The organism is Arcticibacter sp. MXS-1 (assembly GCF_041902385.1).
GTDB lineage: Bacteria > Bacteroidota > Bacteroidia > Sphingobacteriales > Sphingobacteriaceae > Arcticibacter.
The window spans coordinates 3,692,965-3,714,958 of sequence record NZ_CP169244.1; the positions used below are offsets into that span (position 1 = coordinate 3,692,965).

Annotated in this window: 25 protein-coding genes; 20 read left to right on the top strand and 5 right to left on the bottom strand. The window is 47.0% G+C overall.

The features are described 5' to 3' along the window. Nucleotides 1–68: 68 nt before the first annotated feature. A complete protein-coding gene (locus ACES2C_RS15930) occupies nt 69–818 on the bottom strand; it encodes a DUF6597 domain-containing transcriptional factor (protein ID WP_374164062.1) in 750 nt (249 codons plus the stop codon). Between the two features lie 689 nt (nt 819–1,507). Here ACES2C_RS15930 and surE point away from each other — a divergent pair. The 5 genes from surE to ACES2C_RS15955 all read left to right on the top strand — a co-directional run bounded on the left by surE (nt 1,508) and on the right by ACES2C_RS15955 (nt 4,993). Beyond that, nucleotides 1,508–2,290: a 5'/3'-nucleotidase SurE gene (surE, locus tag ACES2C_RS15935; RefSeq protein ID WP_374164063.1), complete on the top strand. Its 783-nt coding sequence runs from the start codon at nt 1,508–1,510 to the stop codon at nt 2,288–2,290. After that, entirely contained in the window at nt 2,277–2,537 is a 261-nt protein-coding gene (locus ACES2C_RS15940; protein ID WP_374164064.1) for a stationary phase survival protein SurE, read from the top strand. The genes surE and ACES2C_RS15940 overlap by 14 nt, the downstream gene beginning before the upstream one ends. Nucleotides 2,538–2,543: 6 nt before the next feature. Then, nucleotides 2,544–3,656 carry a lipid-A-disaccharide synthase gene (gene lpxB / locus ACES2C_RS15945; RefSeq protein ID WP_374164065.1) on the top strand — a complete coding sequence of 371 codons (1,113 nt, stop codon included), beginning with the start codon at nt 2,544–2,546 and terminating at the stop codon, nt 3,654–3,656. 66 nt (nt 3,657–3,722) lie between these two features. Continuing rightward, the gene (locus tag ACES2C_RS15950; protein ID WP_374164066.1) at nt 3,723–4,385 is read left to right on the top strand and encodes an HAD family hydrolase; all 663 of its coding nucleotides are present in this window, start codon (nt 3,723–3,725) and stop codon (nt 4,383–4,385) included. A 35-nt stretch (nt 4,386–4,420) separates the two neighbouring features. After that, the gene (locus ACES2C_RS15955) at nt 4,421–4,993 is read left to right on the top strand and encodes a hypothetical protein (protein WP_374164067.1); all 573 of its coding nucleotides are present in this window, start codon (nt 4,421–4,423) and stop codon (nt 4,991–4,993) included. Between the two features lie 103 nt (nt 4,994–5,096). Here ACES2C_RS15955 and araA read toward each other — a convergent pair whose 3' ends face one another. From araA to ACES2C_RS15975, 4 genes are all read right to left on the bottom strand, one after another. Further along, complete coding sequence (gene araA, locus ACES2C_RS15960; RefSeq protein WP_374164068.1) at nt 5,097–6,587, bottom strand: L-arabinose isomerase; 1,491 nt, start codon at nt 6,585–6,587, stop codon at nt 5,097–5,099. A gap of 225 nt (nt 6,588–6,812) precedes the next feature. Then, the gene (locus ACES2C_RS15965) at nt 6,813–7,511 is read right to left on the bottom strand and encodes an L-ribulose-5-phosphate 4-epimerase (protein ID WP_374164069.1); all 699 of its coding nucleotides are present in this window, start codon (nt 7,509–7,511) and stop codon (nt 6,813–6,815) included. A 65-nt stretch (nt 7,512–7,576) separates the two neighbouring features. Continuing rightward, a complete protein-coding gene (locus ACES2C_RS15970; RefSeq protein WP_374166969.1) occupies nt 7,577–9,271 on the bottom strand; it encodes a ribulokinase in 1,695 nt (564 codons plus the stop codon). 72 nt (nt 9,272–9,343) lie between these two features. Then, nucleotides 9,344–10,051, bottom strand: coding sequence for an NUDIX domain-containing protein (locus ACES2C_RS15975; protein WP_374164070.1), 708 nt, complete (start codon nt 10,049–10,051; stop codon nt 9,344–9,346). A gap of 473 nt (nt 10,052–10,524) precedes the next feature. On the opposite strand from ACES2C_RS15975, the gene ACES2C_RS15980 reads away from it, so the two are divergent. The 15 genes from ACES2C_RS15980 (at nt 10,525) to ACES2C_RS16050 (ending at nt 21,969) form a co-directional block, all read left to right on the top strand. Next, nucleotides 10,525–10,800 carry a (deoxy)nucleoside triphosphate pyrophosphohydrolase gene (locus ACES2C_RS15980; protein WP_374164071.1) on the top strand — a complete coding sequence of 92 codons (276 nt, stop codon included), beginning with the start codon at nt 10,525–10,527 and terminating at the stop codon, nt 10,798–10,800. A gap of 178 nt (nt 10,801–10,978) precedes the next feature. Next, nucleotides 10,979–11,710, top strand: a complete 732-nt coding sequence (ubiE, locus tag ACES2C_RS15985; protein WP_374164072.1) for a bifunctional demethylmenaquinone methyltransferase/2-methoxy-6-polyprenyl-1,4-benzoquinol methylase UbiE — start codon at nt 10,979–10,981, stop codon at nt 11,708–11,710. Beyond that, nucleotides 11,707–12,480 carry a porin family protein gene (locus ACES2C_RS15990; RefSeq protein WP_374164073.1) on the top strand — a complete coding sequence of 258 codons (774 nt, stop codon included), beginning with the start codon at nt 11,707–11,709 and terminating at the stop codon, nt 12,478–12,480. The genes ubiE and ACES2C_RS15990 overlap by 4 nt, the downstream gene beginning before the upstream one ends. An 89-nt stretch (nt 12,481–12,569) precedes the next feature. Then, nucleotides 12,570–13,331: an SDR family oxidoreductase gene (locus tag ACES2C_RS15995; RefSeq protein ID WP_374164074.1), complete on the top strand. Its 762-nt coding sequence runs from the start codon at nt 12,570–12,572 to the stop codon at nt 13,329–13,331. A gap of 57 nt (nt 13,332–13,388) precedes the next feature. Then, nucleotides 13,389–13,835 (top strand): GatB/YqeY domain-containing protein, encoded by a 447-nt coding sequence (locus ACES2C_RS16000; protein WP_374164075.1) that lies wholly within the window; start codon nt 13,389–13,391, stop codon nt 13,833–13,835. A gap of 112 nt (nt 13,836–13,947) precedes the next feature. Next, nucleotides 13,948–14,712 (top strand): alpha/beta fold hydrolase, encoded by a 765-nt coding sequence (locus ACES2C_RS16005; RefSeq protein ID WP_374164076.1) that lies wholly within the window; start codon nt 13,948–13,950, stop codon nt 14,710–14,712. 2 nt (nt 14,713–14,714) lie between these two features. Beyond that, a complete protein-coding gene (locus ACES2C_RS16010; RefSeq protein WP_374164077.1) occupies nt 14,715–15,377 on the top strand; it encodes a CBS domain-containing protein in 663 nt (220 codons plus the stop codon). Nucleotides 15,378–15,444: 67 nt separating this feature from the next. Beyond that, complete coding sequence (locus ACES2C_RS16015) at nt 15,445–16,326, top strand: NAD kinase (RefSeq protein ID WP_374164078.1); 882 nt, start codon at nt 15,445–15,447, stop codon at nt 16,324–16,326. 100 nt (nt 16,327–16,426) lie between these two features. Continuing rightward, entirely contained in the window at nt 16,427–17,251 is an 825-nt protein-coding gene (locus tag ACES2C_RS16020; RefSeq protein ID WP_374164079.1) for a DUF6089 family protein, read from the top strand. A 106-nt stretch (nt 17,252–17,357) separates the two neighbouring features. Next, on the top strand, nt 17,358–18,095 hold the full coding sequence (locus ACES2C_RS16025) for an isoprenyl transferase (RefSeq protein ID WP_374164080.1): 738 nt from the start codon (nt 17,358–17,360) through the stop codon (nt 18,093–18,095). A 60-nt stretch (nt 18,096–18,155) separates the two neighbouring features. Then, complete coding sequence (locus tag ACES2C_RS16030) at nt 18,156–19,763, top strand: outer membrane protein assembly factor (RefSeq protein ID WP_374164081.1); 1,608 nt, start codon at nt 18,156–18,158, stop codon at nt 19,761–19,763. Next, nucleotides 19,760–20,722: a BamA/TamA family outer membrane protein gene (locus ACES2C_RS16035; RefSeq protein WP_374164082.1), complete on the top strand. Its 963-nt coding sequence runs from the start codon at nt 19,760–19,762 to the stop codon at nt 20,720–20,722. Before ACES2C_RS16030 ends, ACES2C_RS16035 begins: the two co-directional genes overlap by 4 nt. Nucleotides 20,723–20,820: 98 nt before the next feature. Further along, nucleotides 20,821–21,351 carry an OmpH family outer membrane protein gene (locus tag ACES2C_RS16040; RefSeq protein WP_374164083.1) on the top strand — a complete coding sequence of 177 codons (531 nt, stop codon included), beginning with the start codon at nt 20,821–20,823 and terminating at the stop codon, nt 21,349–21,351. 40 nt (nt 21,352–21,391) lie between these two features. Continuing rightward, a complete protein-coding gene (locus ACES2C_RS16045; RefSeq protein ID WP_374164084.1) occupies nt 21,392–21,634 on the top strand; it encodes an OmpH family outer membrane protein in 243 nt (80 codons plus the stop codon). A 20-nt stretch (nt 21,635–21,654) separates the two neighbouring features. Beyond that, nucleotides 21,655–21,969 carry an OmpH family outer membrane protein gene (locus ACES2C_RS16050; protein ID WP_374164085.1) on the top strand — a complete coding sequence of 105 codons (315 nt, stop codon included), beginning with the start codon at nt 21,655–21,657 and terminating at the stop codon, nt 21,967–21,969. Nucleotides 21,970–21,994 lie beyond the last annotated feature (25 nt).

Sequence of the window (21,994 nt, forward strand, 5' to 3'; positions counted from 1 at the left end):
AATTGGATAAATCGGACATAATGATTTTTGTTGTCGCCAGACGGGTGAAGGGTGAGCATCTCTGGTGCTTATTGATCGGCAGAGTTGACAGGCTTGTTGAACTGCAAATAGCGTTGCCCTTTATTCTTTAAAAGCGTTTTGGGATTGGTGTCGGTATGTTTTCTGACCTCTCTGATGAAATGCGATTGATCATAATAGCCTAAATCGGGGTAAAGATGACCAGCCTTGATCTCGTCATAAGCGGCATAGCATTTTAAGATATTGCTATATGCTTTCAGCGGCATCCCTAACAGTTTATTAAAGTAGCGGTTGATCTGTCGCGCACTCCAGCCGCATTGTTTGGAAAGTTCTTCGACATCTATGTTGCCCGAAGATTCTTGCAGTCGGTCAAAAACTGCCTCCTTTCTTCTGTCTATGCCATTTGCAGGGATGACGTTCTGCATGTCTGCCGTAACGAGCTCAGAAAAGCGCTGGAGATCAGTCAACAGATTTCCGGTCTGCGTGTTGCTGAACTCAGCGAAGCGATTTAATTCTGGACAGCGGTCGAGATAATATTCCTTTCCGAGTGGCGTGAGACGAATGCCCATCTTGAGCTCACCGGCCGGCATTACCATATCATAAGGATCGGATAGAACATTGGAAACGAGGATTTCTTTAAGTACTTTCTCCTGATAGAGGACGACCAGTTCGACGCAGCCATCAGGCAATGTGGTGAAATAAAGCTCAGATCCGGAATGGTTTGCCGATATCCAAAAGCATTTAATCAGCGGCTTTAATTCTTTTGCAGGAGGAAGTTCAAGGTAACTCGTGTTCAACATGGCATTCTGTTGATCTTAATTTTATGTAAATATTATTAAAATCAGCCATTGCGGCACCTTGCATCTGAGATTTGGAAGAGGTTCTGTGCTCCGTGGCTGCTTAGTGCTCAATGAGGCAATGTATCAGAGCACACGATCCACGGGCTACATGTAAAACTTCGGTTGAATAAGTGTAGCAATAATACTGGCCTTTGAATATGCCATTGATAAAGGAAGAGTGTCTTGCTATAAGGCAAGTGCTTTGCTATAATAGGTTGAGACCCAGAGCCTTTCTTGCCGGTTCATTATTTGATATGTGGCAAGTACCTTGCTATAATAGGTTGAGACCCGTGTATGTGAGTCGTTTAATTCGCGTCACCATATCAATCTGGGCAACTATAGTTGAAGTCGGCTCTTTACCAGGTAAATGGAAGGCGGCTTCCTGTTCTTCTTCTTATTCAGACGGCGCGCCTCGCTTAGTCTTTTCTGTTTGCACATCCGAACAAAATCATAATGCTCTTACTGCTTTCTACTATAGGAGTCCTTCCATAGCAAATGGCACAGAATTTCAATCCGCGGATATCATCCAAAATCTAATTAAGGGCGGGCTTTGGCTGGCTTTTTGTAATTTAGCGGCTGAGGGTTGTTAGGTAGCTTCCCCGCCTGGCTGGCGGGCTGCCTTCTGCCACAAAACTTAAAAATAAAGCTTAGTGAAAAATAACGAACAACCTACAATTCTGGTAGTGAACGATGATGGCATTGATGCGCCGGGAATTAAAGTGCTCCTGGAGGCAATGAAAGATCTGGGCAGGGTGGTTGTGGTTGCTCCTGACGGCCCGCAGTCGGGTACAGGGCATGCCATTACGATCGCCAAACCTCTTCGTCTGGACCAGGTCCATATTTATCCTGATATTGAAATGTACAAGGTGTCGGGCACTCCAGTCGATTGCGTGAAACTGGCCGTGAATAAGGTATTCCAGGGAAAGAAGCCTGATCTGTGTGTCTCTGGCATCAACCATGGCTTAAATCATTCGATCAATGTGATCTACTCGGGTACCATGTCGGCTGCTGTCGAGGGCGCTATAGAGGGTATCCCGTCCATCGGCTTTTCTTATGACGACTTTTCTTATAATGCCGACTTTAGCGTTTGTGTTCCTTATGTGAAGGCCATTGCTGCGGAAGTGCTTAAAAATGGTCTGCCGCAGGGGACTTTGCTGAACGTGAACTTCCCGAAGGTGAAGAAGATTAAGGGGATCAAAATCTGCCGTCAGGCAAATGCGAAGTGGGCAGAGGAGTTTGACGAGCGTACCGATCCGCATAACCGCAACTACTACTGGCTAACTGGTGTTTTTCAACTGAATGATAAGGGCGAGGATACGGATGTGTGGGCTCTGAAAAATGAATATGCCTCGCTTGTGCCGGTTCAGTTTGATCTGACTGCTCATCACGCTATTCCTTTGATCAATAACTGGCAGTTTGATGTTGAAGCGTGATAACGTTTGGATAGGAGTGGTTCTCGGGCTGGTGCTTCCGGGAATTGCCGCGTTTGTTGTGGAGGTGTTAAAGAAGAATGTCCGCTTGCTGGAGAAGGACGACCTGCTGTATATTGGCTGTGCTGCCCTGAACCTGATCCTGGTGCGTTACCTGTTCAGGCAGTATAAGGAGAATACGGCAAGGGGAGTGGTAGCCTCTACTTTTATCTGCGCCCTGATCTTTTTCTATTACAAAGTGCGTCAATAGTTCGGCATGAAGTATTATCTGATAGCTGGCGAGGCCTCCGGAGATCTTCACGGATCGAACCTGATGAAAGCTCTGAAATCGCTTGATGCGAATGCGCAGTTTCGTTTTCTTGGCGGCGACCTGATGGTTGCGCAGGGCGGGGAGCTTGTGAAGCATTACGCGGATATGGCTTTCATGGGCTTCGTGGAAGTGGCCTTGAACCTCCGGACTATTCTAAAGAACATGAAGCAGGCGAAGGAGGACATGCTTCGCTTTCAGCCTGATGCTCTTGTGCTGATCGACTTCCCCGGCTTTAATCTCAAGATCGCGGAATTCGCCAAAGAGCATGGCATCAAGGTGTTCTATTATATTTCGCCTAAGGTCTGGGCCTGGAATCAGAAAAGGGTGCTGAAGATCAAGCGGGTGGTGGATCACCTTTTTTGTATCCTGCCCTTTGAGGTGGATTTCTTCCGGTCCTGGGGCATGGAGGTGAATTATGTGGGCAATCCGCTGCTTGATGCGATTGCTGGTTTTAAAGCGAGTCCGTCTTTTCGGGAGCGCTTTCAGTCGGGCGGGAAGGCTGTTGTGGCCCTTCTGCCTGGTAGCAGAAGGCAGGAGATCAGCAAGATCCTTCCTGATATGCTGCTTACGGCTGACCGTTTCCCGGAGTTTCAGTTTGTGATTGCCGGTGCGCCTAACTTCAGTTCTGCTTTTTACGATTCTTTCCTGCAGGGCAGGAAGATCCCGGTCGTGTTTAACGAAACTTACAATCTGCTTCATGTCTCGAGGGCGGCTATAGTCACTTCGGGAACCGCTACGCTTGAAACGGCTTTGTTTCATATTCCGCAGGTGGTGGTTTATAAGGGCAGTGCTCTTTCTATTGCGATTGCGCGACTGGTGATTAAGATCCGTTTTATCTCCTTAGTGAACCTGATCATGGACAAGCTGGTCGTGAGGGAGCTCATTCAGCAGGACTGCAATGCCGACAGGATCTCTGAGGAGCTGCGGCTCTTAACGAAGGATGGCGACTACCGTAACGAAATGCTTCAGAACTATGAGCTTCTGTCGGAAAGGATGGGAGAACCGGGCGCTTCTGAACGCACAGCAAGGGGCATCATCCGTGAACTCAATATGATATAATCTTTCTACTGCGGACAGGGCTGCATGATTATTGATTTTTAGCCTTGTCTGATAACTTCTATATATATGTTAAAAGCGATTCTATTCGATTTAAACGGCACGATGATCAACGACATGGATTATCATACGGATGCCTGGTTTAAAATCATTAACGACCTTGGACGAACGATGACGCGGGATGAGGTGAAGATGGAGATGTATGGGAAGAATTCTGAAGTGCTGGAACGTGTTTTCGGCAAAGGTCATTTCAGCGATGAGGAGATTGAGAAGTTGTCGTTCGATAAGGAGAAACAATATCAGGAAGCCTTTAGGCCAAGGCTGAAGCTGATTGATGGTCTGGACCACTTCCTGGCGGAGCTTGATGCCCGGGGCATCAAAATGGCTGTTGCTTCTGCGGCGATTCCTTTTAATATTGATTTTGTGTTGGATGGGCTGGACATCCGGAAATACATCTCAGCTGTGGTAAGCGCTGATGATGTGAAGAGAAGCAAGCCTGATCCCGAGACTTTTGTGATGGCGGCTGAACGCCTGGGTATAGCTCCGGAAGATTGTCTGGTATTTGAGGATAATCCGAAAGGTGTAGAGGCTGCCAGGAATGGCGGAATGAAAGCGGTTGTGATCACCACCATGCACAAAGAACACGAATTTGAAGGCCTGGATAATATCCTGAAGTTCATCAGTGATTACCACGATCCCTTCCTGGGGGAGCTATTAAATAAAAAATCCTGAGCTTCCGCTCAGGATTTTTTATTTAATAGCGGCGTTTGGCGGGATCAGCTATCAGCTATCAGCTCTCGGCTCTCAGCTATCAGCTCTCGGCTATCAGCTCTCAGCTCTCGGCTATCAGCTCTCAGCTCTCGGCTCTCAGCTCTCGGCTCTCAGCTCTCGGCTCTCAGCTATCAGCTCTCGGCTATCAGCTCTCAGCTCTCGGCTCTCAGCTCTCGGCTCTCAGCTCTCAGCTCTCGGCTCTCAGCTCTCGGCTCTCGGCTCTCGGCTCTCAGCTCTCGGCTCTCAGCTATCAGCTCTCAGCTCTCGGCTCTCAGCTATCAGCTCTCGGCTATCAGCTCTCAGCTCTCGGCTATCAGCTCTCAGCTCTCGGCTCTCAGCTCTCGGCTCTCAGCTCTCAGCTCTCGGCTCTCAGCTCTCGGCTCTCGGCTCTCGGCTCTCAGCTCTCGGCTCTCAGCTCTCGGCTCTCGGCTCTCAGCTCTCGGCTCTCGGCTCTCAGCTCTCGGCTCTCAGCTCTCAGCTATCAGCTCTCAGCTATCGGCTCTCAGCTCTCAGCTCTCGGCTATCAGCTCTCAGCTCTCAGCTCTCAGCTCTCAGCTCTCGGCTGTTGACTTTCGGCTTTGAGCTTTTCGCTTTCAGCTTTCTGCTTTCTGCTTTCAGCTTTCGACACCTAGTCTAAATACTAATATCTAAATACTAATATCTTTCCCTCACCTACTTATACGCTGCTTCGCTCCATCTTAGTTCGTTCTTGAACTGATAGAGGTTGGTGTCTTTGTCGATCTTCACGAACTCTACTCCGGCCATTTCTGCGAAATCCTGCATGTGTTCGGATGTGAGGTTCTGACTGTAGCAGGTGTGGTGAGCACCGCCGGCCAGGATCCATGCCGCGCAGCCTGTCTTCATATCGGGGTATGGCTTCCAGAGCACGCGGGCTACAGGGAGTTTTGGAAGGTCGTGTTCAGGAGCTACTGCTTCTACCTCGTTAACCAGCAGGCGGAAGCGGTTGCCCATATCAATAACAGATGCGTTGATAGCAGGGCCTGCCGCTACGTTAAATACCAGACGTACCGGATCGGCTTTACCACCTATTCCGAGCGGGTGAACTTCACATGAAGGCTTGCCATCAGCGATAGACTCGCATATTTCGAGCATGTGTGATCCAAGAACCAATGGGTTGGACGGATCAAAATGATACGTGTAATCTTCCATAAAGGCATTGCCGCCTTTCAGTCCGCTTCCCATTACTTTCATGGCACGCACCAGGGCTGCAGTTTTCCAATCGCCTTCTCCCGCAAAGCCGTAGCCTTGGTTCATTAAGCGCTGGGCTGCAATCCCTGGCAGCTGTACCATTCCATGCAAATCTTCGAAGGTATCAGAGAATCCTTTGAAACCTCCATCCTGTAAGAATGTACGCAGACCAATTTCAATTTTTGCTGCTTCACGAAGTGACTGGTATTGTGCACCTCCCTTACGCAGCGCCTCCACTACAGCATATCTTTCTTCATATTCTGCAGTCAGCTTATCTACTTCACTGTCGCTGATCTGATTGATCACAGCAACAAGATCTCCAATTCCGTATGTGTTTACTGAAAAGCCAAACTTCAGTTCAGCTTCCACTTTATCGCCTTCCGTTACAGCTACAAAGCGCATGTTATCGCCAAAGCGGCAGAACTTTGCTCCCTGCCAGTCGTACCAGCCTGCAGCTGCACGAGACCATGCGTTGATCTGTTCGAGCACGTCGGTATCCTGCCAGTGACCTACCACTACTTTCCGCTCAATACGGAGGCGTGACATGATGAATCCGAATTCCCTGTCGCCGTGCGCGCTCTGGTTCAGGTTCATGAAGTCCATGTCGATTGTGCTCCATGGAATGTCGCGGTTGAACTGCGTATGCAGGTGCAGTACCGGCTTTTGAAGGACTTTGAGTCCGCCGATCCACATTTTAGCAGGGGAGAAGGTGTGCATCCAGGTGATCACCCCGATACAATTCTCGGCAACATTTGCCTGCTGGCAGATGCTGTAGATCTCCTCTGTTGTCTTAACTGTTGGTTTGAAAACAACGCGAACGGGGATCTGTGATGCTCCGTTAAGAGAGTTAGCAATCTCCTGAGAGTGCTGAGCAACTTGCTGCAACGTTTCCTCTCCGTATAGATGCTGGCTTCCGGTGACGAACCAGACTTCAAATTGTTTAAGATCTAACATGGTTTATCAGTTTTTTTGTGAAAGTGTATTTTCTCTTTTAATGGCCACAAAGAACACTCAACCAACTTTCATCTACTGTGTGTGAGCGCAGCTCATTGGTGTTTTCATGAAAGTCTATTTGTTTATTGAGTGGCCGCAAAGAACATTTATCTAACTTTTATCGCCCTTTGAGAGCGCCGCTCATGAATGTTTAATTTATGGTAATGTGCTATCAGATCTTGAAAATCAGGACTGTCCGTAATAGGAGTGAGGTCCGTGTTTCCGTTCGTAATGCTTCCTGATCAGTGAATCCTTCAGGCGCGGGGCCTGCGGGTTGATCTGCTCGGTAAGCAGGGCCATCTGAGCTACCGTCTCCAGCACTGCGCTGTTATAGACAGCTTTCTGGGCTGTTTTTCCCCAGGTGAAGGGCGCATGGTTGCCTACCAGGACCATCTCTACTTCTTTGTAGCTAAGGCCTTTTTCTTTGAAGCAGTTCATGATCTGGAAGCCGGTCTGATATTCATAATCGCCTTCTATCATAGCGTCGTCCATTGGCGGAGCACATGGGATATCAGTGGTGAGGTGGTCGGCGTGAGTGGTTCCAAAGATGGGTATATCGCGCTGACTCTGGGCCCAGGCTGTTCCGTAGGTTGAATGCGTATGTACGATGCCGCCGATATTTTCCCAATGCTTGTAAAGTACAGCATGGGTATTGGTATCGGAAGAGGGTCGTAACGTACCATCAACGATCTTTCCATCGAAATCAACGATCACCATTTTCTCGGGAGTCAGATCTTCATAGGGAACGCCGCTTGGTTTGATTGCAAACACGCCCTGAGAGCGGTCTACTGCGCTTACGTTTCCGAAAGTGAACAAAACAAGTCCCAGTTTGGGAAGCTGCATGTTCGTTTCGTAAGCTGTTTGTCGGATATCTTCGTATTTCATTTGATTTAGCTATTAGCTGTCGCCGTTATCCGTCGCCGCGCGGGGGATAACGCGAGCATTAAACTCTAAACTTCGTCTGCTACTTCTGCGAGATACAATCCTTCGATGAGGGAACCTGCTTCTGAGTAACGTTCGTAGCGTCTGGCGTATATCTTCACGCGCTCAGGGTTTGGGGTATATTCAGCATCGAAGCCCTGACCCATCGCATTCATTGCGTCTTCAACTTTCGGGTAGATGCCAGCTGCGGTAGCAGCAAACATGGCTGCCCCGATGGCACAGGTCTGTTCTGACTTGTGAATGCGGATCGGCATGTCCATCACATCGGCCATCATCTGCATAATGAACGGCGATTTTTTAGCTACACCACCGAGTCCGATCAATCCTTTAACCGGAACGCCCTGCTCTTTGAATCGGTCGACAATCTTTTTGGCGCCGAAGCAGGTGGCTTCTACCAGCGAGCGGTACATCTTAATGGCATCGCTGCCCAGATCCAAGCCCAGGAATGCGCCTTTTAACATCTGATTGGCATCGGGCGTACGGCGGCCATTCAGCCACTCGATCGCGAATTCTCCGTTTTCTTCAGGCTCGAGTTGGCCTGCACGCCTGTCCAGTTCCGGCATGATGCGTTTTTCAATGTCGGCTACCAGCTTCGCTGCGGTATCTGCATCTACCACGTCGGTTTGGGCAAGCATTTGCCTCACCGGCCAGAGTAATACGTTTTTGAACCATGCATAGGCATCGCCGAAGGCCGATTGTCCGGCTTCCATACCGATCATATCAGGTATGATGGATCCGTTCACCTGTCCGCAAATTCCGTTCACAAGAGTTCCTTTAACTTCTTCTGCAGGCGCCACCAGCATATCGCAGGTTGAAGTACCCATTACCTTGCTGAGGTAGTAAGGTTCGATCTGTCCGCCTACGGCACCCATATGCGCGTCAAAAGCACCGATCCCGATCACCACGTCGGCGGGAAGTCCAAGGCGGGAAGCCCATTCCTGACTGATGGTTCCTGCAGCTTCTGCAGCAGTATATGTTTCAGAAGGCAGTTTTGATGTGAAGCCTTTCAGCAAAGGATCGAGGCTGCTAAAGAACTCGTCGGGAGGGAAGCCCTTGTATTCTTCTGACCACAGCGATTTGTGTCCGGCTGAGCAAACGCCCCGTTTGATTTGTTTTGCGTCATTTCCTCCTGTCAGCAGGAAAGGGATCCAGTCGCAATGTTCTACCCAGGTAGCACAGGCGTTTCGCACCTTGTCGTCGCTACGGAAAACATGAAGGAGCTTTGCCCAGAACCACTCTGATGAGTAGATACCGCCCACAAACTGCAGGTAGTTGGTAGGGAAGTTCTTAGCATGTGCGTTGATCTCTGCGGCCTCCCTCACTGAGGTGTGGTCTTTCCACAAGACGAACATGGCATTCGGGTTTTCAGCAAACTCGGGCAGCAAAGCAAGCGGTGTCCCTTGTTCGTTAACGGCTACCGGAGTAGAGCCTGTGGTGTCAACAGAAATTGCTTTTACTTTTGCAGCTACTTCTGCGCCCGCTTCAAGAAGACATTTTTTTATGGTCTGCTCCAGCCCTTCAATGTAGTCTAAGGGGTGCTGCCTGAACTGATTTTTCTCAGGATTGCAGTAACGACCCTCTTTCCAACGTGGATAATAAAATACGGAAGCAGCTACTTCCTGTCCCGTACTTGTATTTACAATTACTGAGCGTACGGAATCTGTTCCGTAATCTACTCCTATAACAAAGCTGTCTGAGATCATAATTGGCATTCGTGTCTTTATAACACTTAATGATTCAAAAATAGAAATTCCTGTTTAAATAAAAATTATTTTTTAAAAAAGAAAATTATCGGGGTTGGGCACAAAATTCAGAAAGGACTGGAACTTGTCTTTGTACTGCGATTTATCGAGTATGTAATAGAACGCTCCCTTCTTGGAGTTCTCTTTGTCTTTCTCTTTTTGACGTATGAGAAGGCCTGTTGAAAGGACTTTTCTGCTGAAGTTCCTCTTGTCGAATTCGGCATCATAGACGCCTGTATACAAGGCCTGAAGCTGCGGCAGGGTAAACCTTTCGGGCAGGAGTTCGAACAGGACAGGATGAAGTGCTGCTTTGTAGCGAAGGTTTTTTAGCGCTTCGTTCACCATTTGCTGATGATCAAAGATGAGATCGGGCATGTCTTTCAGCAGGAACCATTCCGGCTGATAGTCATTGCTTAGCTGCTCTTTGTATTTGTGGATATCAATAAGGGCTGAGTAAACGAGACTGATGACGCGTTCAATAGGATCTCGTTTGGGATTGCCGAAGGCACGCAGCTGTTCCATGTAGACACCTTCAAGTCCGGTTAACTGTTTTAATATGCGTGCTGCTGCATCGTCTGTACTTTCGTCGGGCTGAACAAAGCCTCCCATGAGGCTCCACTTGTCCTTTTCAGGCTCCATGCCGCGGTGTATCAGCAGTAGTTTGAGGTTTTCTCCGTCAAATCCGAATATTACGCAGTCTATGGCTACCAGGAAGCGAGTTTGTTTAGAGTATTTAGTCATTGAGTTTTCACAATATTAAATGATGGAAACTTAAGGAACAAATTTCTGCAGAAATATAGACGAAAGGTTCGCTACCTTTACTCACCAAAGAGTGGCAGCCCGCTGTTTATGCTTTAACGATCAGGATCGGTGCCCGGTTAGAAAAGATCACTCCTTCTAAGCACCCGGCTGTTCGTGCTTCAGCTATCAGGGGAACTGTGATGATTCTGCTTCGCTCTTATCATTCTTCTGGAATGCTTCCCGTTAGGGTTGCTCGCGGACTGAGAGCGGGGTGACTGCGGGTTTGGTAGGAAAAAACCGGAGTTAACCCGCACTCAACCCGGACTCAGTCCGCACGCAGAGATAGTCAGGACCGGTTCTGAAGTATATCTGGTTATAAAGACAGGGGAAGAAGGTGGTTTTCTCCTTACCTTAGCGGCTTTGATTCTGGAACAAAGTTAAATGAAAGTATTCTTATCATCACGAGGAAAAGAATGGCAATACGGGTTGCAGCAGCGATCATCCTGAGCGAGTCGGGTATTCTGATTGCTCAGAGGGCAAAGGGGCAGCAGCAGGAAGGGTTCTGGGAGTTCCCGGGAGGAAAAGTAGAGCCCGGAGAGACCGAGGAAGCTTGCCTGAGGAGGGAAATACTGGAGGAGCTTGGATACGAGATAGAGGTAACCCGGTTCTTTGCCGAGAACGTGCACGCATATGCCGAGAAGCGGATTTTGCTGCGGGCTTTCTTCTGCCGGCTGAAGGGGGCGAGATGAACCTGACGGTTCATGATGAGGCGGCTTGGGTAGACAGGAGCGCGCTGCGCGATTTTGAGTTTGCGCCGGCTGATGTGCCTATCGTTGAAAAGCTGATGCTTGCGCCCTTGCCCTGACGTTCTGAATAGTTTGCCTGCGGCCGTAACCTTACTGGCGGATATTCGTATCTTTGCAGGGTATGCCACAACACGTAACTCCTTATAAGGACCAAAATTCGTCAAAGAAAGAACAGGTAGCGGATATGTTCAATAAGATATCCCGCACCTATGATTTTCTGAATCACTTCATGTCTTTAGGAATAGACATCATCTGGAGGAAGAAGGCTATCGGTGAGTTGAAGAAGGACAAACCTCAGTTGCTGCTCGACGTTGCCACGGGTACGGGCGACTTTGCCTTTGAAGCCATTCGTATGCTGAAACCGGCAAAAGTAGTGGGGGTTGATATATCGGAAGGGATGCTGAGTGTGGCCCGGGAGAAAATAAGCAAAAGGGGCCTGGGTGGTGTGTTTGAGGTTCGCATGGGCGATTCTGAAAAGCTCCTGTTTGATGATAATACCTTCGATGCCATTACCGTTGCTTATGGGGTGAGAAATTATGAAAATCTGGAGAAGGGGCTTTCTGATATGCTCCGCGTGTTGAAGCCGGGAGGAAGGATTGTGGTTCTGGAGTTTTCTAAGCCGCGGGTGTTTCCGGTTAAACAGCTTTATAATTTCTATTTTAACGCTATTACGCCTACCCTGGGCCGGATCTTCTCGAAGGATAATACCGCTTATAAGTATCTGCCCGAATCTGTGGCTGCTTTTCCTGATGGGAAAGAATTTACCTCGCTGATGGAAAAAGTGGGATACAAGCAAACCAGACACAGGTCGTTAACGTTTGGGATTAGTTCGATCTATACGGGTATAAAATGAGAAAACTGATTGGGGCACTTGCAGCAGGACTTTGTATGCTGTGTTTTCAGGCGTCGGCGCAGGAAAACTGGGGAGGCGGAGTAGACGATGAAGTGCTTCACTTTGGTTTTAGTTTTCAATATATCAATGCCGAGTATAAGGTGCTGAAAAAGGCGGACTGGAGAACTCCATTTTATGATCCGAGCCGGCCTTTGAATGTACGCCTTAATCAGCTTCCGACGGAAGAACGTGTACTCGACGATTCCCTGTACAGCGTCAGTTCGGAGGGGAAACCGGGTTTCGGTATCGGGTTTGTGAGTGATCTCCGGCTTGGTAATCACCTTAATTTGCGTCTTACTCCTACACTGGTATTTTCAGACCGCAGCATGAACTACGAGTATCCGACTGACGGGCGGACTATCGTGAATAAAAAAGTTGAGGCAACGGTGATTGAAATGCCTCTGGCCTTTAAGCTGAAGTCTGACCGCAGGCAGAACTTCAGAGCCTATCTTCTGGCAGGTGGAAAGTACTCCATGAATATCGTCTCAAAGAAAAAGCTGGATGACGAGAGCGCAACCGATTTTAATAAGTTCCTGAAGAATAAAAAGAGCTACTTTTCTTATGAAGCAGGCATCGGGTTTGACCTTTACTTTGAGTACTTTAAGATGTCGCCTGAGATTAAGTTCTCGCAATCGCTCGGCGATGTTTTATATCGTCGCAATGAACCGTATTCTACACCCATCGATAAACTGTTCCTGCGTTCTATTCAGTTCAGCCTGTTTTTCGAGTAGTTTGGTGAAAAGGGCGGCCTTATCATTATCCCGTTTATATCCCCTAATAACTAAACTAATTTCTTAATTTCGCATCCAAAATAATGGATATGCCTAAGATTGCTCTTATAACAGGAGCTACTGCCGGAATCGGCGAAGCGTGTGCCAGGTTATTTGCTTCTCAAAGCTATGATCTTATTCTTACTGGCAGACGGAAGGATAGACTGAATCACTTATCAGCCGAACTTAGTAGTAGTTTCAATGTTCAGGTTCGTACTATTGAACTTGATGTTCGAAATAAAAAAGACGTTGAGTCGCAACTTCAGGCCCTGCCTGAGGAATGGAAACAAGTGGACGTCCTCATCAATAATGCGGGCCTTAGTCAGGGACTTGATCCCATCCACGAAGGAAATACAGATGACTGGGATACGATGATCGATACCAACGTGAAGGGCTTGCTCTATATTACCCGCGCGGTTTCACCCTGGATGGTGAAAAGAAAGCAGGGCCATATTGTAAATTTGGGTTCAATAGCGGGCAAGGAGACCTACGCGAACGGTAACGTGTACTGCGCAACGAAGCATGCTGTTGATTCACTGAACAAGGGGATGCGGATCGATCTTTTGCCTTACGGCGTCAGAGTAACAGGCATTCATCCCGGGGCCGTTGAGACCGAGTTTTCGGAGGTGAGGTTTAAGGGTGATACTGAACGGGCCAAAAAAGTTTATCAGGGTTATGAGCCTTTGGTGGCTTCTGACATCGCCGATGCGATCTGGTACGCTGTATCTGCTCCGGCACATGTGAATATCAACGACCTTGTGATTATGCCAAAGGCACAAGCGGGGGCTTATTACTGGCATAAAGACGCTTAGTTTGGCGTACGCTCAGGACAATAAATGGGAAAAAATATAGATTTTCATTAAGAAGTTATGTTACAACAGAAAGTTGATCAGGAAATAAAGTCGGCCATGCTGGCCAAGAACGAAGCGAGGCTGCGTGGTTTGCGGGCTATTAAAGCAGCTATTTTGCTGGCAAAGTCTGAAAAGGGCGCTTCGGATAGTTTAACAGAAGAAGCAGAAGTAAAGGTGCTTCAGAAGCTGGCTAAACAGCGTAAAGAGTCTGCCGACATTTATCAGGCCCAGAATAGGGAAGATCTCTACAAGATTGAAATGGAAGAGCTGGAAGTAATTGAAGAATTCCTCCCCAGTCAGCTCGACCGCGAGCAGGTAGTTGAGTTTGTTAAAGGGGTGATTGCACAAACGGGCGCCACCTCCATAAAGGATATGGGGAAAGTAATGGGCGCTGCAAATAAGGGACTTGCAGGAAGGGCGGATGGAAAAACTATTTCCGAAGTGGTCAAACAACTTCTTTCCTGATTGTTTTTATTTCTTTCGCTTTATTGTGTTTGGTTATGAAAAGTGTACTTTTATTCTGTTTATGAACCTAAAGAGAATGCTTTTTATTAGCTAAACGCATTTGTTTAGAATTATGAGTTATACTATAAAAGAAGAAGACGGATTTAAATACATTGAAGAAGGAGAGGGGGATGTCCTGCTTTTGCTTCACGGCCTTTTTGGTGCCTTGAGCAACTGGGAAGACGTTACCGAAACTTTTAAGTCTCAGTACCGGGTAGTAATTCCGTTACTTCCAATTTATGAGCTGCCTATACTTACGACAGGAGTTACTACTCTTGCCAAGTTTTTGCTGAAGTTTGTTAAGCACAAACAGCTTAAAAATATTAATCTACTGGGGAATTCGCTGGGCGGCCACGTGGCGCTGATCTTTACTTTGAATAATCCGGAGTATGTGAAGGCTCTTGTGCTCACCGGAAGCTCTGGTCTGTATGAAAACTCATTCGGCGGATCTTTCCCCAAGCGTGAGAGCTATGATTTCATAAAGGAGAAGGTTGCCTTTACTTTTTATGACCCGGCGATGGCCACCAAGGAACTTGTAGACGAAGTTTTTCAGGTTGTGAACGACCGGAACCGGGTGATCAGGATCCTGGCGATGGCTAAATCGGCAATTCGTCACAACATGGCAAAGGATTTGCACAAGATCACTATACCGGTTTGCCTGATCTGGGGAAAGGATGACAAGGTTACTCCTCCTGAAGTGGCGGAAGAGTTTCACAACCTGCTGCCCAACTCAGAACTGAATTGGGTAGAGAAGTGCGGGCATGCCCCCATGATGGAGAGACCGGAAGAATTCAACGTTCATCTCAAACGTTTTCTTGACAGGGTTTTATTAAAATAAGTATGATAGCCAGGGAACTTATATCAGAAGCAATACCTCCTTTAGTACCTTCAGACAGCGTGCAGAAGGTGCTGGAGCGTATGGCTGAGTTTCGTCTCAGCCACCTTCCGGTGGTAGAAGAAAGCCAGTTCCTGGGCGTCATTTCTGATGAAGACTTATTTGAGGTAAGGGACTACTCGTTGCTCCTTTCGGAGACAGGCCTTTCTTTGAATAGAATATTCGTTGATCACCGGCAGCACATCTACGAAGTGATCCGCTTGTTTTATGAAAGCAGGATGAGTGTTGTGCCGGTACTTGACGAGAACAGGAATTACCTTGGGGTGGTTTCTGTTAACACCATGATGGAATACATGGCTTCTATTACCTCAATGAAGGAGCCGGGAGGGATCATTGTCCTCGAGATGACAAATCGGAACAATTCCCTATCGCATATTGCCCAGATAGTGGAGTCAAATAATGCCCGCATACTGAGTTCCTATATTACTTCTTTTGTCGACTCTACCCGGACCGACATTACCATTAAACTGAACCGTAGCGATATCTCCGGTATTGTTTCTGCCTTCCTTCGGTATGAATACAATGTGATTGCTACCTTTAATGATATTCAAAATGATAGTGGTACTGCTGACCGGTACGATCAGCTGATGAACTATCTTAGCTTTTAACCGGACAGAATGTCTAATCGTACCGCAGCAATATCAAAGTCCGTTTTCTTAAGTTAAAGCAAACTCAATGAAGATCGCCATCTACGGAAGGGAATTTAATAACACCACTTTGCCGTTCGTTCAGGAAGTGTTTAATTGCCTGAGGGAATTTGATGTGAAGTTGTCTGTTTATGAGAAGTTTAACCGGTTTATATCAGGCAAGGTTCGTTTGGTACAGAAGCCTGACGTGTTCAGAAACTATCATGATATTAAGGGTGAGGTAGACGTGATGATCAGCCTGGGGGGCGACGGAACCATGCTGGATACGGTTACGCTGATCAGAGATTCGGGAATCCCTGTTATCGGAATCAACTTTGGCCGCCTGGGCTTTCTGGCAAGCATCAACAAAGGGGAAATCCGCTCGGCAATAGCAAGTCTGGTTAACCGCGATTACACGCTCGACTGCCGTGATCTTCTTAAGGTGGAGGCTGATCAGGCTATTTTTGGTGATGAGAACTTCGCGCTCAACGACCTCACCGTGCATCGTCGGGACAATTCGGCCATGATGATCATACACGCCTATCTGAACGGTGAATTTCTCAATTCCTATTGGGCGGACGGACTGATCGTAGCTACGCCTACCGGCTCAACTGCCTATTCCCTGAGCTGTGGCGGGCCAATCGTTTTTCCGAAATCAGAAAATTTTGTCATCACTCCGATTTCACCGCACAACCTGAATGTGCGGCCGGTGGTGATCTCTGATTCGAATACCCTCAGTTTTGAGCTGGAGGGCCGAAGCCTGAAATACCTGCTTTCGCTCGATTCAAGGACGGAGGTGATCGACTGTTCCCTCAAGTTCAACGTCAGGAAGGCAGATTTCCATATGAACCTGGTGAGGCTTAATAATGAGAGTTATTTATCCACCTTACGTAATAAAATGCTCTGGGGCATTGACACGCGGAATTATTAATTGTGGTTCCTCTGCTTCTTTGTGAAATTTTTGGAACTTTTAGGCGAAGGAATAGTATAACATAATAAATTTCACAGATACTTCTGAAGCGCTCTTGTACATGGATTTAAGAAAAAATAGCATACTGGTGCTGCTGCTCATGCTGGCTTTCCCCTTTGTGGGTCATGGTCAAAGCTGGGATGTTGGGGTGCTGGCCGGCGGAAGCGGATATATGGGAGATCTTAATCCTGTGAAGCCGTACGAAATGAACCACCTCGGATATGGGGCATTTGTAAGGAGGAACTTTGATGGCTACTGGTCTTTGCGGGTGGATGTTAACCATGGTAAAATAAGCGCCGCCGACTCCCTGTCTGATAATCCTCAGCAGAAGCTGAGGAATCTAAGCTTTTTCTCCAGTATTACAGAGCTGGGCTTAAAACTCGAATTCAATTTCTTTAAGTACATTCCATCCTTATCGGCAAAGAAGTTCTCGCCCTATCTTTTCACGGGTGGGGGAATTGTGGTGTTCAATCCAAGGACAAATTATATGGACGTGAACGGGAAAGAATGGACCGTTGATCTGGCTCCGCTGGCGACTGAAGGTCAGGATCTAGGAGACCCCTATCGTCGTTATGCTATTTCTATTCCGTATGGAGCAGGGGTGAAGTACAACGTTGCGGGGCGATGGACCTTAGGGGCTGAGCTAGGGTACAGGACCGCGCTCACCGATTATCTTGACGATGTAAGAGGCCGGTATCCCGATTTTTCTGGTCTCGATCCCAATGATCCTCAGACCGCGGTAAGGAAAGCGGTATCCGACCGGTCAGTACACAAAAATACACCCTACACACAGCGCGGCGATTTCCGGCCCAGGGACACATACTTCTTTGGCGGCATCACCATCACATACTCTTTCCTGAGCAGTAAATGTCCTCCTGTCCGCTAGTGGACACAGGATCAGCATGTTGGCTGCAATGTGAAGTCCGGATTGCCAATTGTTAACTTTTTTATACCTTTGACCCCCAAATGCCCTGACTGGGCTTAGACAAACGATGGGTTTACTTGAACAAATTGACAGGAGCAGATTGCCCGAGCATATTGCTATTATTATGGATGGCAATGGCAGATGGGCAAAAGAGAAAGGAAAAATGCGTTTTTTTGGCCACCAGAGTGGCGTTACTTCTGTGAGAGATGTTGTTGAAGGGGTAGTGGAAGCCGGAGTAAAATACTTGACTTTATATACATTTTCAACTGAGAACTGGAACCGTCCGAAGCTGGAGGTTAGCGCCCTGATGGAGTTGCTGGTCACCACAATAAATAAGGAAACGAAGACACTAATGGAGAACGACGTGCGTTTAAATGCTATTGGTGATTTAAAGCAGCTACCAGCAAGGGGATATAAAAAGCTTCAGGAGGCGATAGAGAAAACATCAGGTAATAAAGCAAGTACGGTGACGCTGGCCTTAAGCTATAGCTCAAGATGGGAAATTGTTGAGGCGGCAAGGAAACTTGCGGCACAGGCGGCAAAGGGCGAGATCAGGCCGGAAGATATTAATGAGGGTGTGTTTGCCAGTCAGCTGGCGACAGCCGGAATTCCTGACCCGGAACTCATGATCCGCACCAGTGGAGAATACAGGATCAGCAATTATCTTCTCTGGCAACTTGCTTATGCCGAGCTCTATTTTACACCTAAGTTATGGCCGGATTTCAGACGTGAAGATCTCTTTGAAGCGATCATCGACTTTCAGAAGAGAGAACGCAGGTTCGGTCTGACCAGCGAGCAGATATAAATTTCCTTTTAACAAAATTTAACAACTGATAGCGTTATTTTAGCAACGTCAAAAGAATAAATGAACAAGTTTTTTATAATTGTACTTTTCGTTTTTGCTACTACGGCTGTAATGGCTCAAATTGGTGGCCGTCCTCAGCAAGGTTTACAGTTGCGTTCTCAGTCGGGCGATGAATTAAGTTATCTGAATCCTAAAGAACTGATCGTCGGCGGCGTTTCCGTTACCGGGGCGCAGTATCTCGACAAAGATATTCTCATTCAAATATCCAAGCTTGTTAAGGGTGAACGCATTACCGTGCCTGGTGATGCTACTGCGAATGCCGTGAAATATCTGTGGCAGCAGGGCCTTTTTGACGATGTGAAATTGAGTGGAGAGGTTAAAGAAGACACCATCCTTTTCAATATTGCAGTTGTAGAACGCCCGCGCCTTACCCGCATGGATTTCAGAGGAATGAAGAAGGGGGAAACGAATGATATAAAGGAAAAGCTGAAAGACAAGACGGGCAAGATTGTCAACGAGGCTTTGAAAAGCACAACATCTGCCATCATCAAGAAGTTTTTCCATGAGAAGGGATACCTCTTCACGGAGGTGAAATACGAGCAGAAAAAAGATACATCTGAAGCGAATAACGTCATCCTGATCGTCGACGTCGACAAGAAGACGAAGACCAAGATTGATGAGATCTCATTTGAAGGGAATAAGGACTTCAAGGCCAAGCAGCTGCGCAAGTTCATGAAGAAAACCAAGGAGCGTTCTTCTTTCAATATCTTCCGTTCAGGGAAATTCCTTCAGGATAAATACGATGAGGATAAGCGTAACCTGGTTGCCAAAATGCAGGCGAAGGGCTACCGCGATGCGGAGATTATAAGTGATACCGTAATTAAGAAGCCTACCGGAAGAGTGGATATCCACATGAAACTTCACGAGGGCCCTAAATACTACTTTGGTAACGTTACCTGGGCTGGTAATGCAGTTTACACCACCAAGGCGCTGAACGAGCTTCTGGCAATTGAAAAGGGCAACGTTTTCAGTGAGGAAAAATTAGAAAAGCGGCTTCGCGGTAATCCGAACGGCGAAGACATTTCATCTCTTTATTTAAATAACGGTTATCTCACGTTTAACGTAGATCCGGTTCAGACAAAGATCTATGGAGATACTATTGATGTTGAGCTGAGAGTATACGAAGGGCCGCAGTACACCATTAACAAGGTATCGATAAAGGGAAATGACATCACCAATGATAAGGTGGTAAGACGCGAGATCCGTACCAAACCTGGGCAGAAGTTCTCTAAAGAACTGGTAGTGCGTACTACGCGTGAAATTGCCCAGCTGGGTAATTTTGATGAGACCAAAACGGATGTGCACCCGGTCCCGAATCCTTCTGACGGTACAGTAGACCTGGAATACGTGGTGGCTGAGAAGCCTTCTGACCAGATTGAGCTTTCAGGTGGTTTTGGTGGCGGCCGTATTATCGGTACACTGGGTCTTACGTTCAATAACTTCTCAGCAAGGAATCTCTTCAATCTTAAAGAGTGGAAGCCGCTTCCTAAAGGCGATGGCCAGAAACTGAGTGTGAGAGGTCAAACGAACGGAAAGTCTTATCAGTCGTACAGTTTTTCATTCTCCGAGCCCTGGCTGGGGGGAAGAAGCCTGTATATTTCGGCGTGAGTGCATTTACTTCATTGTCGTCTAACGAGGACTACGCGAGATATTACAGATATACCGACGAACAGAAATATCGTATCAGACTCAACGGTGTTACCTTTACGCTGGGGAATCGTTTGAAATGGCCGGATGACTACTTCCAGCTTAATCACTCAATTAACCTTCAGCAATATAAGCTGACTAACTATCCCGGGTTCCTCTTTAAGACGGGTACATCCTATAACTTCAACCTTACCGAAGAGCTTAGCCGGAACTCTGTTGATGCGCCGATCTATCCAACTTCAGGTTCTCATATACGACTGACTGTTCAGCTCACTCCTCCATACTCGCTGTTGAATAATGTCAATTACAAGACTGCAGTTGATCAGGATAAGTACCGTTTCACGGAGTACCACAAATGGAAATTTGATGCGCAGTGGTATCAGCGCATTGTGGGTAAACTGGTCCTCAAGACTCAGGCGCAGTTCGGATTCCTGGGGCAGTATAACAAAGCCGTGGGCCAGTCAGCATTTGAGCGGTTTAAGCTTGGTGGTGACGGGATGCAGGGCTTTGATTACCTGCAGGGTTCGGAAGTTATCGCCATGCGCGGATATGAGAATAACAACGTAACTCCTCTTGGCTATGATCCAAATGTTGCCCGTTATTCAGGAAGTCCTATTTATAACAAGTATATTGTTGAAATGAGATATCCGCTGATGAACAGCCAGCAGGCCACTGTGTTTATGCTCACCTTCGTGGAAGGCGGTAATACCTGGAACCAGTTTAAAGACTTTAATCCCTTTAACGTGAGAAGGTCTGCCGGTGTGGGTGCACGTATATTTCTTCCTATCTTTGGTTTACTCGGTATTGACTGGGGATACGGGTTCGACAAAGTGTACGCAACAGACGGTACTAATCTGCTGAGGAAGTCGGGAGGCAGATTCCAGTTCAGTATTGCTCAGCAATTAGGAGGAGGATTTTAAGAAATTTATATAAGTTTGTGTTTTAAAATTGTCAGGATTCATAGAAAGATAATTTGTACCAGACTTATCCGTTTCAGTAAAAAAGAAATTGTTATAGAATGAAAAAATTGCTGTTAATTATCGCGTTTATTTGTGTGTCGGGGCTGTCAGCATTTGCTCAACGTTTTGCCTATGTGGATAGCGAATATATCCTGAAACATATCCCTGAATATAATTCTGCTCAGAAGCAGCTTGATGCTTTATCGCAGCAATGGCAAAAGCAGGTGGACGATCGCCTTGCAGAAGTAGAAAAGCTGTATAAGGCGTATCAGGCCGACCAGGTGTTGCTTACGCCTGATATGAGGAAAAGACGCGAAGAAGAAATTGTAGAGAAGGAAAAGAGCGCTAAGGAGTTTCAGAGACAGAAATTTGGTTTTGAAGGCGAATTATATCAGCAGCGGATTAAATTGGTAAAGCCGATTCAGGAGCGTGTTGCGAAGGCTGTACAGGCCGTGGCTGAAAGCAGTCAGCTTGACATGATCTTCGACAAGAATAGCCAGATAATGATGCTTTATGCCAGCTCCCGTCTGGATAAAAGTAACGACGTTATTACCAGATTAGGATACAAACCCGGAACCTTAGCACAATAAACCACGTATAAAAACCATCTTAATAATTTAGAAATCGACAATGAAAAAATTAGTTAAAGTAGCAGTAGTAGCGGTTGGATTATTTTTAACAGGCAGTGCTGTGAATGCACAACAAAAATTTGCACATATCAATTCCCAGGATTTGTTACAGGTTATGCCTGAAATGAAGACTGCTGATGCTCAGTTCCAGACTTTCCAGAAACAAAAACAGACCACGCTAGAGCAGATGGATGCAGAGCGTCAGAAAAAATACAAACCTACCGTGATAAAGAAGCTACCTTAAGTCAGGCAAATAAGGATGCAGTGGGCAAGGAGCTTGAAACAATGGCGAAGGAAATTGAAGACTTCACCAAAAGAATGCAGGAAACACAGCAGAAAGCACAGCAGGAGTTAGCTCAGAAGCAGCAGGAATTATACAACCCTGTATACCAGAAAGCTGAAACTGCTGTAAAGGCAGTTGCTAAAGAAAAAGGATATTCTTATGTTTTTGATATCTCTCAGCCAGGAGTAGTTTACTTCGATGGCGGCGATGATATCATTGCTGCAGTAAAAACCAAGCTTGGCATTTCTGCAACTGCTACAGCATCATCTCCTGCTGCAGGCGGCGCAAAGAAATAAAGTAAGGAATAAGAACACGCAGGTT

Excerpts from the sequence above, each read along its gene's own strand:
- ACES2C_RS15930 (WP_374164062.1), bottom strand. The coding sequence starts at position 818 with ATGTTGAACACGAGTTACCTTGAACTTCCTCCTGCAAAAGAATTAAAG.
- ACES2C_RS15940 (WP_374164064.1), top strand. The coding sequence starts at position 2,277 with ATGTTGAAGCGTGATAACGTTTGGATAGGAGTGGTTCTCGGGCTGGTG.
- lpxB (WP_374164065.1), top strand. The coding sequence starts at position 2,544 with ATGAAGTATTATCTGATAGCTGGCGAGGCCTCCGGAGATCTTCACGGA.
- ACES2C_RS15950 (WP_374164066.1), top strand. The coding sequence starts at position 3,723 with ATGTTAAAAGCGATTCTATTCGATTTAAACGGCACGATGATCAACGAC.
- araA (WP_374164068.1), bottom strand. The coding sequence starts at position 6,587 with ATGTTAGATCTTAAACAATTTGAAGTCTGGTTCGTCACCGGAAGCCAG.
- ACES2C_RS15965 (WP_374164069.1), bottom strand. The coding sequence starts at position 7,511 with ATGAAATACGAAGATATCCGACAAACAGCTTACGAAACGAACATGCAG.
- ACES2C_RS15970 (WP_374166969.1), bottom strand. The coding sequence starts at position 9,271 with ATGATCTCAGACAGCTTTGTTATAGGAGTAGATTACGGAACAGATTCC.
- ACES2C_RS15975 (WP_374164070.1), bottom strand. The coding sequence starts at position 10,051 with ATGACTAAATACTCTAAACAAACTCGCTTCCTGGTAGCCATAGACTGC.
- ACES2C_RS15980 (WP_374164071.1), top strand. The coding sequence starts at position 10,525 with ATGGCAATACGGGTTGCAGCAGCGATCATCCTGAGCGAGTCGGGTATT.
- ubiE (WP_374164072.1), top strand. The coding sequence starts at position 10,979 with ATGCCACAACACGTAACTCCTTATAAGGACCAAAATTCGTCAAAGAAA.
- ACES2C_RS15990 (WP_374164073.1), top strand. The coding sequence starts at position 11,707 with ATGAGAAAACTGATTGGGGCACTTGCAGCAGGACTTTGTATGCTGTGT.
- ACES2C_RS15995 (WP_374164074.1), top strand. The coding sequence starts at position 12,570 with ATGCCTAAGATTGCTCTTATAACAGGAGCTACTGCCGGAATCGGCGAA.
- ACES2C_RS16000 (WP_374164075.1), top strand. The coding sequence starts at position 13,389 with ATGTTACAACAGAAAGTTGATCAGGAAATAAAGTCGGCCATGCTGGCC.
- ACES2C_RS16005 (WP_374164076.1), top strand. The coding sequence starts at position 13,948 with ATGAGTTATACTATAAAAGAAGAAGACGGATTTAAATACATTGAAGAA.
- ACES2C_RS16010 (WP_374164077.1), top strand. The coding sequence starts at position 14,715 with ATGATAGCCAGGGAACTTATATCAGAAGCAATACCTCCTTTAGTACCT.
- ACES2C_RS16015 (WP_374164078.1), top strand. The coding sequence starts at position 15,445 with ATGAAGATCGCCATCTACGGAAGGGAATTTAATAACACCACTTTGCCG.
- ACES2C_RS16020 (WP_374164079.1), top strand. The coding sequence starts at position 16,427 with ATGGATTTAAGAAAAAATAGCATACTGGTGCTGCTGCTCATGCTGGCT.
- ACES2C_RS16025 (WP_374164080.1), top strand. The coding sequence starts at position 17,358 with ATGGGTTTACTTGAACAAATTGACAGGAGCAGATTGCCCGAGCATATT.
- ACES2C_RS16030 (WP_374164081.1), top strand. The coding sequence starts at position 18,156 with ATGAACAAGTTTTTTATAATTGTACTTTTCGTTTTTGCTACTACGGCT.
- ACES2C_RS16040 (WP_374164083.1), top strand. The coding sequence starts at position 20,821 with ATGAAAAAATTGCTGTTAATTATCGCGTTTATTTGTGTGTCGGGGCTG.
- ACES2C_RS16045 (WP_374164084.1), top strand. The coding sequence starts at position 21,392 with ATGAAAAAATTAGTTAAAGTAGCAGTAGTAGCGGTTGGATTATTTTTA.